Raw genomic sequence first — 14,730 nt, forward strand, 5'->3', positions numbered from 1 at the left:
ATGACCGAGCACAAGGAAAAAATTCTATCCATTTGCAACTCCATTTGCAAGAACACTTTAATGGAAACATTGGAAATTGAGTATGTTGATGTCGGAGAGAATTACTTGACAGCTAGAATGCCGGTAAGTCCAAGAGTACACCAACCGGATGGTGTTCTTCATGGTGGTGCGTCTGTGGCCTTGGCCGAGAGTGTGGGTAGTGCTGCATCCTATATATTTCTGGATGCCAAAGAGTTTTTTGTCCGTGGAATAGAAATTTCTGCAAATCATGTGAAGTCAATTCAAGACGGATTTGTATATGCCAAGGCACACATTCTCCATAAAGGCCGTACCACACAACTCTGGGAAATTAAGATTACCGATGAAGAAGGAAATCTGGTATCCAATTGCAAATTGACCACCATTGCGCTACCCAGAAAATAAAGAATTTCAAGATCTGCTTGATGAAGTAAAAAATGCCATAGTGCAAGAGCACCCTGTTTGTCTTTATCGCAAGCCACATCATGGTGAAGTTAAAGTCATTTTTCAGGATTCGGATGAGCTTATTTTTACAAAGGATTTTCAGGAAGAAGGCTTTGTTTTCGCTCCTTTTGATTTAAAGGACAACGCAGTATTGCTAAGGCCGAACAAAATCAAAAAAGTTTCTTATCGAGTTTATGATGAAAACAATGCGGTTATCAAATTGGAACCTGACGAGACTGGTAAATTAAATCATTTGGGTTTAGTAAAAAAAGGACTAAAAGCAATTACTGAAGGGGTTTTGCGGAAAGTTGTGCTATCCCGAAAAATGGATGTTAAACACCAAGTCTCTCCTGAAATTTTGATTTTACGTTTGTTGAACGCTTACCCATCAGCATTTTGTTATTTGTTTTTTCACCCGAAGGTTGGATTGTGGTGTGGGGCTTCACCGGAAACATTTTTGCAAGTAAAAAATAATAGCCTTAAAACAATGTCCTTGGCGGGCACCTTACCGTATCAACCCGGTGTTGGCCCAGAATGGGGACTAAAAGAGTTGGATGAGCAGTCTCTAGTCACTGATTTTATAAAAAAAAGACTATCTGAAGAAGTTGATACTTTAGAAGTGGATGGCACAGAAAGCTCAAAAGCAGGCTTGCTTTGGCATTTAAAGACCGAAATAAAGGCTAAACTCTTACCAAATTCTTCATTAAAGAACATTATCAAATCATTGCATCCAACACCCGCTGTCTGCGGATTGCCTTTGGATGCGTCCAAAAGGTTCATTCTAGAACATGAGGGTTATAATCGTACTTATTACACAGGTTTTTTGGGCGAACTAGGAATGGGGGAATCCCAAAACACCTCACTTTATGTAAACCTTCGTTCGATGGAATTGACAAAAAACGGAGCATCAATATATGTGGGTGGAGGCATAACGGCAGATTCCATCCCAGAGAATGAATGGAATGAAATTCAGAACAAAAGCAAAACTATGTTGAGCTTACTTCAAATTCCTATGTAGGTTTTGGGGTAATATGGTTTTGGGCCGTATTTTTGTATTGCATGATGTATTCCGAAATCCCCGCAGCGCAGCTTCTAGTTTTGAGTTTTAAGGCCAAGGGAGTTAAAAACATTGTCATTTCTCCAGGTTCGAGAAACGCCCCGCTCACTTTAGGTTTTTCCAAAAATCCCTTTTTTAAATGCTTTAGCATTGTGGATGAACGATGTGCAGCATTCTTTGCATTGGGGATGGCAAGACAATTACAGGAACCCGTTGCGGTAATATGTACCTCCGGAAGCGCCCTTTTGAATTATTATCCAGCCATAGCAGAGGCATATTATAGTGAGATTCCCCTTATTGTTGTTTCTGCAGACCGTCCGCCATACAAAATTGATGTAGGAGACGGTCAGACCATTCGGCAGCAACATATTTTCAAGCAGCATATCGGGTATGAGACCAACTTAAAACTGGATGTTTGTCATTCCACTGAAGTGATTAAAACTTTTGATGAGTCCTTGTTGTCGGATTCACAGCAAGAAATCGAAGCATATAATCAAAAAGAGATTTTTCAGGCTTTACGGATGGCTGTTTCAGAAAACCTTCCGGTTCATGTAAATATACCGTTTGAAGAGCCCTTGTATGGTCAAACCGAAAAACGCAGCATTGCAATTCCTGATGATCTAGATACCCCTCATTCAATATTACCAGATATTGATTTAGCCGAATACGCACAAACCTGGTCAGAGTCCCGAAGAAAAATGATATTGATTGGCGTCCAACAACCAGACGTTTTGGAAAAGACCATTTTGGATAGATTGGCTTCGGATCCCAGTACTTTGGTTTTTACGGAGACCACATCAAATGTTCATGGCAATCGTTTTTTTCCGAGTATCGATAGTATTATTGCTCCTATTGAAAAATCTGCAGATAAAGAAAACCTTTTTGCTGCGCTAAAACCGGATTTGCTTATCACCTTGGGAGGATTGATAGTTTCAAAAAAAATAAAAGCTTTTCTAAGAAAACACAAACCAAAACATCATTGGCATATTGGTAGGAACAAAGCCTATGATACTTTTTTTTGCTTGTCCGCCCATATTGAAAAAGAACCGAATACATTTCTAAATAGTTTGCCCATAAAAGAAGAAAAAAGTGGTTTTAGGTTGCGGTGGGATGAGGTAAAGAACAAATATCAGAAAAGAAGGGATACATATTTGAATACAATTGGGTTCTCCGACTTTTTGGCCTTCAATGAAATTCAAGGCTCTATTCCGGAAGACTATCAAGTTCACTTAGCAAATAGCTCTACCGTACGGTATTCTCAATTGTTCCCGATGAAGGAGACTCTTCGGGTATTCTGCAACCGGGGAACAAGTGGGATTGATGGAAGTACATCCACCGCGATAGGCGCATCCATATATTACCCGAACCCTACGGCTTTAATAACAGGAGATTTGAGTTTTTTCTATGATAGTAATGCCTTGTGGTTTGAAAACCTTAGAAACGACTTTCGGATTATTCTTATCAACAATGGAGGAGGGGGTATTTTCAGGATTTTACCAGGTAGCGAACAAACTGAAGAATTCTCATCTTTTTTTGAGACTACCCACAATTTGAATGCTGAAAATTTGGCAAAAATGTATGGGATAGACTATACTAAAGCAACCGATGAAAAGGAATTGCAAAATCGGCTTGAAAGTTTTTACTCAGTTTCAGAGAAACCAAAAATCTTAGAAGTCTTTACCCCTCGATTGGAAAATGATAAAATTTTGCTCGATTATTTCGATTTCATATCTTAGAACCAAGAGGATATAGAATCCCTGATAACACTAAAAGAACACTAGCTATTATGAGTAAAAGAGATGATTTGGTCGTAAAATATGCGGCCGATATTAAGGACAAGTTCGGAGAAACCCCGGATATGGATTTATTGAATAAAGTGGCCATAGGTTTAGGTCCGGCCATCTATAATGCGGATGCGTCCAAAGTTTCAGGTTCTGATGAAAAAGAGCTGGAAACGGTAAAAAACAATTTCTTGATTAAGAAACTTGGACTTTCTGACAATGGACAGTTAATGGATGCTATCAACGGTGTCATTGATAAATACGGTAGATCGGATAAAAACAAACATCGAGCTGTAATCTATTATATGTTGGCCAAACACTTTGGAAAAGAATCTGTGTACAACTAAGAGGAACATATGAGTTAAAAATAGCCACCTATTTAGTGTGGCTTTTTTTATGTCAATTTTGAACCTACCTTTGACCCGTGATAGAGCTGGGAAATTATAATACGTTAAAAGTGCTGCGTAGCACCCGTGTTGGACTTTTTTTAGGGGATGAGGAAGGAACTGAGGTTTTGCTGCCCAACAAATATGTTCCAGAAGATTTTGAGATTGATGGAGAAATGGAAGTCTTTTGTTATTTGGACAGCAGTGAGCGACCTATAGCAACAACTTTGGAACCATTAATAAAAAGAGGTGATTTTGCTTGCTTGGAGGTCAAAGAAGTTGGCGCCTTTGGAGCTTTTTTGGATTGGGGTTTGGAGAAACATCTACTTGTCCCTTTTAGGGAACAGCAAGTTCGAATGGAAGCAGGCAAGAAATATCTGGTGCACTGTTTTTTAGATCAAGTATCGTTTCGTTTGGTGGCTACCAGCAGATTAAACAAGTTTTTGTCCAATGAGGATTTTAACTTGGAGACAAACACTGAGGTCAATATTCTTACCTATAGAAAAACCCCATTGGGTTGGGAGGTAATCATAGAAGACCAATATAAGGGATTGGTTTTTGAAAGCGACATTTTTCAACCTCTTAGCGTAGGTATGCGTTTAAAAGGATATATAAAAAACATTAGACCAGACAACAAAATTGATGTTAGCCTTCAGCCACTTGGAGTTTCTATGCTAGAGCCAACCGCAACCCTAATTTTTGAGAAACTACAGGAAAACAATGGTTTTTTGCCTCTTCATGATAAGTCGTCACCAGAAGAGATTAAAGATACCCTGCATCTAAGCAAAAAAGCATTCAAGAAGGCCATCGGGGGTTTGTACAAGGCAAAAAAAATCCTGATAAAGGAGGATGGTATCTATTTAAAATAACTGCGCAGCCAATTGTGATGAACATTTTGATTGCAAAATTGTTTCTCTATATTTTTTTGTGTTTACAAAAATTTTACTTTTGTACTAACTAGAGTAAGTTACTGATGTAGATGTTTTTACATTACATCAAAGAAAAAAACCTCCCTAATATGCCGTTTATTGAAGAAAGTGATTTGCTGGAATTGCACAAAGACGTTGATAAAGCTCAAATTATTAACGAAAGACTTCTAGACCAAATCAAATTCAAGAACAAGGATTTAAAAAAAATAAAGCTGCAAAGAAATATTTTTGGAGGAATAACTGCGGCCATTCTATTGGGAATATTTGGATTATGGTCCTATTTTTCTGGCCTAACAACATCTGCCAATTTCAAGAATGAGGAAATCCTTTCGGAAGCAGTGGACAGTTTGGATACGTTTAGAACAAGAATCAGCAATTTGCAAAAACAGAACCGGGAGCTAAGTTTGGTAAAGGAGTTTTATTTGGCTAAAGAATTTTTGGACAAGGAAACCATTTATTCGGTTCAGGTAAAATCTTTTGTTGATAATAACGTAACGCTTGCTTCTGAGGCATTGACCAACACTTTGTTTGTTAAAACCAATCCTTTTTACGCATACTCTCTGGGAACCTTTGAAACCTTGGATGAAGCTCAAACCTTTAGGGCGCAGCTTGTGAATATGGGTTTTAATGATGCTTTTGTGGCCTCGTACAAGGATGGTAAAAGATTGAAGATAGAAGACCCGTATTAGCATTGAATCCTTTTAAGGCCTGGTTGATGGCCGCCCGTTTGCGGACACTTCCCTTATCGATTTCTGGAATACTCATGGGAACTGCTTTGGCTATCTCCGCTGGAGCATTCAATGGTTATATTCTCACTTTAGCGTTGTTGACCACAATAGGATTTCAAATAACATCCAATTTTGCAAATGACTATGGTGATGGGGTTAGGGGAACCGATAACGAAGATAGGATAGGACCATCTCGAGCATTACAGGCAGGACTAATTTCCAAGCAAAATCTAAATACCGGAATACTTCTCTCGTCAGGTATCAGTCTGTTTTTGGCTTTCACGCTCTTGTATGTAGCTTTTGGGTTGGAGTACATGTCCTATTTTCTGATTTTCACTGTTTTGGGCGTTCTTAGTATTTGGGCTGCAATAAAATACACCATGGGCTCTAAACCTTATGGGTATCAAGGTTTGGGAGATTTGGCGGTTTTTACGTTCTTCGGTTTGCTAGGCGTTTTGGGGAGCTTGTTTCTATATACCAAAACATGGAGCTGGGCTGCAGTACTTCCCGCAATTGCAATAGGACTTCTTTGTGTAGGGGTTTTGAATTTGAATAACCTTAGAGATGTGGTATCGGACAAAAAATCTGGTAAAAACACCTTGGTGGTCCAGATGGGTTTTGAAAATGGAAAAAGGTATCATTTTATTTTGATTGCAATCAGTTTTCTTTCCATGCTGCTCTATAGTTGGCTTAAGAAAATCCCCGTTGAATCAAGTTGGTTTTTTTTGGCATTTATACCCATTTTCATTCATTTGGTGAAAGTGATGCGCACTACGGAACCTATCGAGTTGGATAGTGAATTAAAGAAATTGGCCTTGAGCACATTTCTGTTGTCCATCCTGTTTTTAATAGCCGTAAATTATTTTTTGTAATTTTGATTGATAACTCTCTAAACAAATTTTGACTTGGAAAACCCCATTAAGATATTGATTGTAGAGGATAACGTGATCATCGCAGATGACATGCAGTCCATGTTGGAGGAAATAGGCTATGAAATAGTGGACAACGTCATTGTCTATGAGCAAGCCGTAGATGTTCTAAAGAACAATGAAGTTGATTTGGTTTTGATTGATATCATTTTAGCTTCGGATAAGACAGGAATTGATTTAGGCAAACATATTAGACAGCACTATAACATCCCGTTTATTTTTGTCACTTCCAACTCTGATAGAGCGACAGTTGAAAATGCAAAAACGGTAAAACCTGATGGTTATTTGGTAAAACCTTTTGAACAACAGGACCTTTATACTTCTATAGAGATTGCACTTTCCAATTTCAATTATTCGCGAAAGGAAAACACAAAAGAAATTGCCGGAAACGAAGGAGATGCCTTTACCTCAAATTCAGTGTTGAAGGATTCCATTTTTGTGAAGAAACAACATTTATACTACCGAATTCAGTTTACTGATATCCAATTCATCAAAGCCGATAATGTATATTTGGAGGTGAATACGGCAGATAAAAAGTTTTTGGTTCGTTCCCCTTTAAAGGATTATTTGGAGAAACTACCAAAGAATAAATTTTACAGAGCGCATAAGTCTTACATTGTAAATGTGGATCATATAGATGCAATAAACTCAAAAGACATTGTAATAAATAATAACTTGATTCCTATTTCCAAAGACTTCAAGGAGTTTATCATATCCTCCATGAATAGTTGATAGGAAATCCTGACTAAATATAGAATTAGCGCCATTTGGCGCTTTTTTTATGTCATAGAACGAGCTCACCACAACTTTGTCCCATTTCGCAACAATTGTTTTCCAAAAGATCATATCGGGTGTACTTTAGCTATGTATTTAAAACAGAAAGTAATTTTTTCATTTTCATATAGTGTTCTCGTAAAAGGGTCTTGCTTTGGTTAGCAAGGCCTTTTTTGTTTTTGAGTATCTAATTCATGGTTAATTTCTCTATTAAGTGCTCAAAACATCGATAAAATACACTTTCATATACAGTTAAATGCCTTTCACAACAGAAATGGACACTTTCACAACAATACTCGACATCTCAGTTCTCAACAATTTAATTTTGAAGTAAAATAAACGTTCTCTATTAGGAATGAATGGTAACAAATTGACCCCCAAATCTGAAACATTTAGCCTAAGACAGACCTTGAAGAGAACGATTGCATACACGGAACGCATCAAGAACACAATTACTGAATTTTGGTTCAGTAAAGAACACTATCTATTTAGGAGAATGAACATTTACAGTAAGGGGGCTTTAGCAGGATTTATTTTTCTTCTTTTTTTAATCCCATCCGTATACTCTCAAGAATCGGATGAAACATCTGTTTTACAGGAATTCCAAAATGCCGAAGCACCAGAAGAACGGTTTAATATCTTCTTCAATTCTATGGATCGCTACAACATCAACTCGGCATATGATTGGTTGGATACGGTCAAGATATATTTGGGGAATTCCCAAAAAACCAATGACGACCCGGCCATACTTCAGTATAAATTGATGCAGGCCCAGATTTATAATGATTTGGGTGATTATGATAAGAGTATTGTTCTGGCAAGAGAATTGTTTGATTCAAGTGATACTTTGGATATCACTTCCCAAAAACTGATTTTGGACGTACTGGACGACAATTATGCAAAACTGCAGCTTTATGATAAACAGATTGTTATTAGAAAGCGCAAGAGAGAATTAGGCATAACCGAGAATGTAGCCTTTTACGATATCTATAGCAACCTGGGCCTTCATAGAAAAGCGCGCAACCAATACATTATGGAAGTGAAGCCTACCATAGCGGATAACGATTCGTATGGCTTGGCTAAATACCACAGTAAGGTGGGTAACTACCTAAGATTGGATAATTCAGCACCTACAGCCCTAAGCGAGCTAAAGAAAGCCAAAGCCTATCTGGATGTTTTTGTAAATGATATTTCAAAACAGAAAACAGAAAAAGAATTATTCGATACCGAATTTCTAAAAGCGGAAATAGAGGGTAACATTGGAAAGTGCCATGTGCTTTTAGGAGAATATGAAGAGGCGATTCCACTTCTGGAAAGTAGTATTGAGGTTTTGAAGACTTCTCCGGTAAATTCACATCAAATAGCAGTTGTGGACAATACATTGGATTTGGCTGATGCAAATCTGCAATTAGAGAAGTTTAGAGAGGCCAAGAAAAATTTAGATATAGATTTTAACAGAACATCCATTTTACAGGATATAAAAAGGAACAGACTTTTGGCTGCTTTTTATGATCGGGTGGAGAATTATAGAAATGCGGCTACCTATTATCGCAAAAATGAACGTATAAAGGATTCTCTAAATCAGAAACAAGCCTCTTTGCTCAAGCAACAATTGGTTACCATTGTTGCCAACGAGGATCTAGAGAATTCCCAACGCCTTATTGACGAACAGAAACGAATCAATGAACAGGCAAGAAACGAGATGAAGGCCAAGGATGACCGTATCAACCTTGTTTTGGTATCTCTGGTTTTTACACTTTTAGGTTTTGCAGGATTGGTTTATGCCTATCTAAAAAGTATTAAAAACCAGAGGTTGATTGCCGATCAGAAGCACATTATAGAGAATTCACTTATTGAGAAGGATTCATTACTCAAAGAAATCCATCACAGGGTTAAAAATAACCTTCAAATGGTTTCAAGCCTGCTTAGCCTGCAGACAAAAAATACCAGAAGTAAGTCCGCTATTGAAGCTCTGGAGGAAGGGAAGAGTAGGGTAAAAGCCATGGCGCTTATCCATCAGAAATTATATCAAAATGATGATCTCTCTGTAATCGAAATGCAGGGTTATATAGAAAGCTTGATTAACAGTGTGCAATCGGTTTACAAAAAAGGAGGTCATAACATCAGCATAACCATTGATGCTGAAGGTACAGAACTGGATATTGACCGCGCTATTCCTTTTGGGTTGATTCTTAATGAATTGGTTTCAAATTCCTTCAAATATGCCTTTCCAGAAACCGATGAAAACGGAAAAATTTATATCCACTTACGAAAAAATGGGGACCAAGGTTATTTTGAATATACAGATAATGGGGTTGGTCTACCTGAGGATGCTGATGAACGTACCAATTCTTCTATGGGTATCCGTTTGATGAATCGATTGGTAAATCAGTTACAGTCCAAATTGAATATTGACAGAGCCTCGGAAGGTGTTCGTTTTTGGTTCAACTTTAGCTAATTTTGAAATTTACAGTTTGTCCCATTTTATACCTAAATTTGGGAACACTGCATGAAGGCTACCTATACACGTTACAATCTTAACTTTAAAAGACCTAGCGGTACTTCAAGGGGAATCCTAAAAGAAAAGGAAACCTGGTTTATAATTCTTGAAAAAGATGGAAAGAAGGGCATAGGTGAATGCGGGCTTTTAAGAGGACTTAGTTATGATGATGTTCCCAATTTTGAAGAGAAACTTCAGTGGGTAAGTCAAAACATTGAGTTAGGATTTGAAGCTCTTTTTTCGCAGCTAAATGAGTTTCCCTCCATTCAATTTGGCCTAGAGCAAGCTTTTATGTCTTTGAATGCAAACAATTCCTTTGTTTTATTCCCTTCACACTTTGTGGAAAAAGAAACACCCATATCCATAAACGGACTTATTTGGATGGGTGATGAATCATTTATGCTCTCCCAATTGGAGAAAAAGTTGGAAGAAGGGTTTCAGTGCATCAAGATGAAAATTGGAGCTATTTATTTTCAAACCGAACTATCAATTCTTAAATCAATACGACAACGTTTCTCTTCATCTGAAATTGAATTAAGGGTAGATGCCAATGGTGCTTTTCCCCCACAAGAAGCCTTGGAAAAACTAAAGCAATTATCCGAATTTGAAATTCATTCCATTGAACAACCTATAAAACAAGGGCAGTGGGAAGACATGAAAAGGCTATGTAAAGAAACTCCCTTACCCATAGCCTTGGATGAAGAACTTATTGGGATCTTTGATGTAACAAAAAAGGAAAGACTACTACAAACCGTAAGGCCTCAATACATCATATTAAAACCTAGTTTGCTAGGAGGTTTTAAAAAGTCCTTAGAGTGGATAGAATTGGCAAAAACATATAGAATAGGATGGTGGGTAACCAGCGCTTTAGAAAGCAATGTTGGATTAAATGCCATTGCACAATGGACGTACACTTTGAATACCAAAATGCCTCAAGGTCTGGGGACTGGGAGCCTTTACACCAATAATTTGGAAAGTCCTCTTGAGGTTATTGGTGGGAAATTGTTTTACAGAAAAAATAGAAACTGGAAACAGAACTTAATACATGAATTATGTACATAGAACAAGGTTATAAAGGATTTCATGAATTCTGGAGATATATTTTAGGATTTTTCTCCGTTTTTGCTGTTTGGCAATTTGTTGGGTCTATTCCTTTGCTTGCGGCACTTCTTATGAATTCTGGAATGAATGCTATGGCATCTGGCGATATTGGTGCCATGTCTGAGGTTTTGGGAGTGAATACTTTTTTGTTCCTCATGCTGCTAACTTTTGCTGTGGGATTGATAGCCTTGTTTTTCTTTGTGAAAGTGGTACATAAACAATCCTTAAAATCGTTGACAACAACGCGTCGCAAAATAGATTGGGGAAGGATTTTCTTTTCCTTTTTGCTTTGGGGTGTTGTTTCCGTGGCATTTATTCTAATAGATGTCTATTTATCACCAGATGATTATGTTTTTAATTTTCAATTGCAGCCTTTTCTAATCCTGCTGGCTATAGCGGTTGTTATGATTCCTATTCAAACCAGTATGGAAGAATACTATATGCGTGGATATCTCATGCAAGGCCTCGGAATTGCTTCAAAAAGAAAGTGGGTTCCATTGGTAATAACCTCTTTGCTCTTTGGGTCTTTGCATCTATTCAATCCAGAGGTGGAAAAACTGGGCTATGGTATCATGGTTTTTTACATTGGAACAGGTCTTTTCTTGGGTATTCTCACTTTGATGGACGAAGGTTTGGAATTGGCACTGGGCTTTCATGCCGCCAATAACTTGATTACGGCGTTGTTGGTCACCGCAGATTGGACGGCTTTTCAAACGGATTCCGTATATAAAGATATTTCAGACCCAGTATTAGGTTGGGATGTATTGATTCCCGTTTTTGTGGTTTTCCCATTGCTGCTCCTTTTCTTTTCAAAAAAATACAATTGGACCGATTGGAAGGAAAAACTCTTTGGTAGAGTATTGTCAAAAGAAGAATTCTTAGCTTTAGAAGAAGGTGAATCCCAGCTGGCAGAACATTCATAAGGAATTTGCACTAAATGGTGTTTCCCATTCAAAGGAAGCGCTCTTGGAGGTGGCATATAGTCTTGTTAAGGAAGGAATAGATTTTGAAAAATCCATTGGAGATTTTCTCTTGGATTGGTGTTCTACAAAGCCTAGTCTGGACGTGTATACTTCAGGTTCAACAGGAGTTCCGAAAAAAATCACCCTTCGGAAAAGCCATATGGCCAACTCTGCTCTGGCAACAGGTCAGTATTTCGGTTTAGAACCAGGAGATACCGCATTGTTATGTCTTCCCACCGACAGTATAGCGGGTAAAATGATGCTGGTACGTGCCATGCTTTTGGGATTGCATTTGGACTATGTAATACCATCATCCCGACCCATAGGCCAAACTGCAAGTACGTATGATTTCTGTGCTATGGTTCCGCTTCAAGCTGAAAAATCACTTAAAGAAATTGATGGCATTAAAACCTTGATATTGGGTGGGGCACCGGTATCCTTATCCTTGGAGAAAAATTTACAAGGAACTTCTTCAAAAGTATTTGAAACCTATGGGATGACAGAAACCATTACACATGTTGCAGTTCGGCAAATAACCCCAACTACCGATGGTAATTTTAACCTTTTGCCTCATATTGAAATCTCACAAGATGATAGACAATGTTTGGTTTTACACGCTCCAAAAATTTCAAGTGGCACAATAGTGACCAATGACCTTGTAGAGTTAACTTCAAAGACCAGCTTTAAGTGGTTGGGAAGGTATGATACTATAATCAATTCAGGTGGCATCAAACTCATTCCAGAACAAATAGAAAAGAAATTATCACCACTTCTAAAAAACAGATTTTTTGTAATCGGTGTTCCAGATGAAACCCTGGGTCAGAAACTGGTTTTGGTAATAGAAGGTAATGTTAATACAAAAGACCTGATGCAGTCTATTAGAAAGACTCGAGCATTTGGGAAATATGAAGTTCCAAAGGAAATAATCAGCACAAAAGAGTTTATAGAAACGAAAACGGGAAAAGTTCAACGTGATAAAACTTTGGAATTGGTAAAAAGCTCACTTCCCTAATTGAAAAGGATACTTCCCTAATCCTCACTTCCTTTTCTTCAAATACCCATATAGGTTTGTTTAGATATAAAAATAAGCCATATGAAAACAAGTATTCTCATTTTCTTTTTCGCAGTCAACTTTTTGACTGCCCTTTTGCACGGTCAAACTTCAGAAGAAGTGGACAGTTCCTTTGTCATCACATGTACTTCAACAATTAATAAAGGTAACCAACCCCTATATATTGTTGATGGCACTCCTGTAACGGATAAAGAAATTGTTCAGAACATTGACCCTGATGATGTTATTTCCATAGATGTTTTAAAAGGTGAAGAGGCCAGTACCCTCTATGGGAAATCTGGCAGCAATGGTGTGGTTATTATCCATACCAAGAATGAAAAAAACCATATTGAGATCAAATTAGAAAAACTTCCTTTTCAAGTGTATTCTATAAAAAATGATGGGTGGGTCATACAACAAGATATTTTTAATGCACTAAGAGGTAGGGTTCCTTCACTGACCATTTCCAACATAAACAGTCCTGGGTCCATACCAAATTTTGGAGTTCGAGGTAATGACGCGCCAATTATATTGTTGGATGGAATACGTGTTGATGCGTCCATTTTGAATACCCTTAATCCACAAGATATTGAATCCATCCATGTGGCTCCTTCGGCAGCTGGAACTAATTACTTTTTGAACGGATTTCGAGCATATTAAAATAACGCCATAACTAAAGGGTATTTCGTATTTTTCATGGATAAATGGACCAACTATGAAAAACGTAATACTCTTTCTGTTATTAACAGTTTCCTGCGCTGTGTTTTCCCAACAAATCTTACCTGAGATTGAACGCGCTCGCGTGGTTGATGAAATACTTGAGGAACGATTCAACACCTTGCTTCCAAAGCTCATGGATGATACAGGAATTGATATGTGGATATTGATTTCAAGAGAATATAATGAGGACCCTGTGCTAAAGACCATGCTTCCATCAACCTGGTTGAATGCCAGAAGAAGGACCATTTTATTGTTCTATAGGAATAAAACCAAGGGCACAATCGAGAAATTGGCCGTGGCCAGGTACAACGTAGGGAAAAGTATTGCCTCTGCATGGGACAAAGAAAAAGAACCCAATCAGTGGAAACGATTGGTACAGCTTATTGAAGAGCGTAGTCCCAAGACCATAGGCCTAAATTTTTCCAAAGACTTCAATATTGCAGATGGTTTAGTCAAGACGGATTATGATGGGTTTATGGCAAACCTTCCAAAGAAATATCATGATAGGGTAACTTCTGCAGAACAACTTGCAGTCCGTTGGATTGAAACTCGTACTGAACGAGAGATGATACTGTACAATCAACTAGTGGATATTACCCATGATGTAATAGCAGAAGCTTTTTCAGAAAAAGTGATTACACCAGGGGTTACCAAGACCTCAGAGGTGGTCTGGTGGATGCGACAAAAGATTACGGATTTAGGTTTGAAAACTTGGTTTCATCCTACCGTAGATGTCCAACGAACCAGTGAAGAGTTGAAAGGACATTTATATTCATTTTCTGGAAGACCCGAGGATATGGTGATTTTACCCGGTGATTTGGTGCATTGCGATGTTGGAATAACATATCTAAGACTCAATACAGATTGCCAAGAATTGGCCTATGTTCTAAAATCGGGAGAAAAGAATGCACCCGATTTTCTGATTAACGGACTCAAAGATGGTAATAGGGTTCAAGATTTTTTAACCTCCCATATGATAAAAGGCAGAACAGGGAATGAAATTTTGGCGAAGTCTTTGAAAGATGCACGTGACGCTGGTTTAAAACCTGCTATTTATACCCATCCTTTGGGGACGTATGGACACTCAGCGGGCACCACTATAGGTATGTGGGATGCGCAGGAAGGTGTAATGAAAGATGACGGGGAGAACTACCCATTGAATCCCAATACAGTTTATGCTATTGAATTAAACACAACCATCAATATTCCTGAATGGAAAAGAGATATCCGAATTATGCTGGAAGAAGCAGGGTTTTTTGGTGAAAATGGATTCAGATACGTAAATGGAAGACAAACAGAGCTATTACTCATCCCTAGAATTAAGAAACATTTGGGAAACTAGAATTGCGC

At 38.0% G+C, this 14,730-nt stretch carries 14 protein-coding genes; all 14 read left to right on the plus strand.

The annotated features are described in order from the left end of the window. The 14 genes from ACOKFD_RS02120 to ACOKFD_RS02185 all read left to right on the plus strand — a co-directional run bounded on the left by ACOKFD_RS02120 (position 1) and on the right by ACOKFD_RS02185 (position 14,722). Positions 1–423, plus strand: coding sequence for a PaaI family thioesterase (locus ACOKFD_RS02120; RefSeq protein WP_422859738.1), 423 nt, complete (start codon positions 1–3; stop codon positions 421–423). Next, positions 404–1,480 carry a chorismate-binding protein gene (locus ACOKFD_RS02125; RefSeq protein WP_422859739.1) on the plus strand — a complete coding sequence of 359 codons (1,077 nt, stop codon included), beginning with the start codon at positions 404–406 and terminating at the stop codon, positions 1,478–1,480. The genes ACOKFD_RS02120 and ACOKFD_RS02125 overlap by 20 nt, the downstream gene beginning before the upstream one ends. A 41-nt stretch (positions 1,481–1,521) precedes the next feature. Then, on the plus strand, positions 1,522–3,255 hold the full coding sequence (gene menD, locus ACOKFD_RS02130) for a 2-succinyl-5-enolpyruvyl-6-hydroxy-3-cyclohexene-1-carboxylic-acid synthase (protein WP_422859740.1): 1,734 nt from the start codon (positions 1,522–1,524) through the stop codon (positions 3,253–3,255). 50 nt (positions 3,256–3,305) lie between these two features. Further along, entirely contained in the window at positions 3,306–3,647 is a 342-nt protein-coding gene (locus ACOKFD_RS02135; protein WP_422859741.1) for a DUF2853 family protein, read from the plus strand. Between the two features lie 77 nt (positions 3,648–3,724). Further along, the gene (locus tag ACOKFD_RS02140; RefSeq protein ID WP_422859742.1) at positions 3,725–4,555 is read left to right on the plus strand and encodes a CvfB family protein; all 831 of its coding nucleotides are present in this window, start codon (positions 3,725–3,727) and stop codon (positions 4,553–4,555) included. Between the two features lie 149 nt (positions 4,556–4,704). Further along, a complete protein-coding gene (locus tag ACOKFD_RS02145) occupies positions 4,705–5,304 on the plus strand; it encodes an SPOR domain-containing protein (RefSeq protein ID WP_298998493.1) in 600 nt (199 codons plus the stop codon). 26 nt (positions 5,305–5,330) lie between these two features. After that, positions 5,331–6,215 carry a 1,4-dihydroxy-2-naphthoate octaprenyltransferase gene (gene menA / locus ACOKFD_RS02150; protein WP_422859743.1) on the plus strand — a complete coding sequence of 295 codons (885 nt, stop codon included), beginning with the start codon at positions 5,331–5,333 and terminating at the stop codon, positions 6,213–6,215. Positions 6,216–6,248: 33 nt separating this feature from the next. Further along, positions 6,249–7,004: a response regulator gene (locus ACOKFD_RS02155; protein WP_298998496.1), complete on the plus strand. Its 756-nt coding sequence runs from the start codon at positions 6,249–6,251 to the stop codon at positions 7,002–7,004. Positions 7,005–7,401: 397 nt separating this feature from the next. Continuing rightward, positions 7,402–9,504 (plus strand): sensor histidine kinase, encoded by a 2,103-nt coding sequence (locus ACOKFD_RS02160; RefSeq protein ID WP_422859744.1) that lies wholly within the window; start codon positions 7,402–7,404, stop codon positions 9,502–9,504. Positions 9,505–9,555: 51 nt separating this feature from the next. Then, positions 9,556–10,608 (plus strand): o-succinylbenzoate synthase, encoded by a 1,053-nt coding sequence (locus ACOKFD_RS02165; RefSeq protein WP_422859745.1) that lies wholly within the window; start codon positions 9,556–9,558, stop codon positions 10,606–10,608. Continuing rightward, positions 10,599–11,570 carry a lysostaphin resistance A-like protein gene (locus ACOKFD_RS02170; RefSeq protein WP_422859746.1) on the plus strand — a complete coding sequence of 324 codons (972 nt, stop codon included), beginning with the start codon at positions 10,599–10,601 and terminating at the stop codon, positions 11,568–11,570. Before ACOKFD_RS02165 ends, ACOKFD_RS02170 begins: the two co-directional genes overlap by 10 nt. Then, positions 11,542–12,621 (plus strand): AMP-binding protein, encoded by a 1,080-nt coding sequence (locus tag ACOKFD_RS02175; RefSeq protein WP_422859747.1) that lies wholly within the window; start codon positions 11,542–11,544, stop codon positions 12,619–12,621. Before ACOKFD_RS02170 ends, ACOKFD_RS02175 begins: the two co-directional genes overlap by 29 nt. An 81-nt stretch (positions 12,622–12,702) precedes the next feature. Next, positions 12,703–13,320, plus strand: a complete 618-nt coding sequence (locus tag ACOKFD_RS02180) for a TonB-dependent receptor plug domain-containing protein (protein WP_422859748.1) — start codon at positions 12,703–12,705, stop codon at positions 13,318–13,320. 55 nt (positions 13,321–13,375) lie between these two features. Then, on the plus strand, positions 13,376–14,722 hold the full coding sequence (locus ACOKFD_RS02185) for a M24 family metallopeptidase (RefSeq protein WP_422859749.1): 1,347 nt from the start codon (positions 13,376–13,378) through the stop codon (positions 14,720–14,722). The last annotated feature ends 8 nt before the right edge of the window (positions 14,723–14,730 follow it).

It is taken from the genome of Flagellimonas ulvae, assembly GCF_049333175.1.
Taxonomy (GTDB): Bacteria; Bacteroidota; Bacteroidia; order Flavobacteriales; family Flavobacteriaceae; genus Flagellimonas.

Bases quoted from the DNA above. Each gene is read 5' to 3' on its own strand.
- ACOKFD_RS02120 (WP_422859738.1), top strand. From the start codon at position 1: ATGACCGAGCACAAGGAAAAAATTCTATCCATTTGCAACTCCATTTGC.
- menD (WP_422859740.1), top strand. From the start codon at position 1,522: ATGATGTATTCCGAAATCCCCGCAGCGCAGCTTCTAGTTTTGAGTTTT.
- ACOKFD_RS02135 (WP_422859741.1), top strand. From the start codon at position 3,306: ATGAGTAAAAGAGATGATTTGGTCGTAAAATATGCGGCCGATATTAAG.
- ACOKFD_RS02145 (WP_298998493.1), top strand. From the start codon at position 4,705: ATGCCGTTTATTGAAGAAAGTGATTTGCTGGAATTGCACAAAGACGTT.
- menA (WP_422859743.1), top strand. From the start codon at position 5,331: ATGGCCGCCCGTTTGCGGACACTTCCCTTATCGATTTCTGGAATACTC.
- ACOKFD_RS02160 (WP_422859744.1), top strand. From the start codon at position 7,402: ATGAATGGTAACAAATTGACCCCCAAATCTGAAACATTTAGCCTAAGA.
- ACOKFD_RS02165 (WP_422859745.1), top strand. From the start codon at position 9,556: ATGAAGGCTACCTATACACGTTACAATCTTAACTTTAAAAGACCTAGC.
- ACOKFD_RS02170 (WP_422859746.1), top strand. From the start codon at position 10,599: ATGTACATAGAACAAGGTTATAAAGGATTTCATGAATTCTGGAGATAT.
- ACOKFD_RS02180 (WP_422859748.1), top strand. From the start codon at position 12,703: ATGAAAACAAGTATTCTCATTTTCTTTTTCGCAGTCAACTTTTTGACT.
- ACOKFD_RS02185 (WP_422859749.1), top strand. From the start codon at position 13,376: ATGAAAAACGTAATACTCTTTCTGTTATTAACAGTTTCCTGCGCTGTG.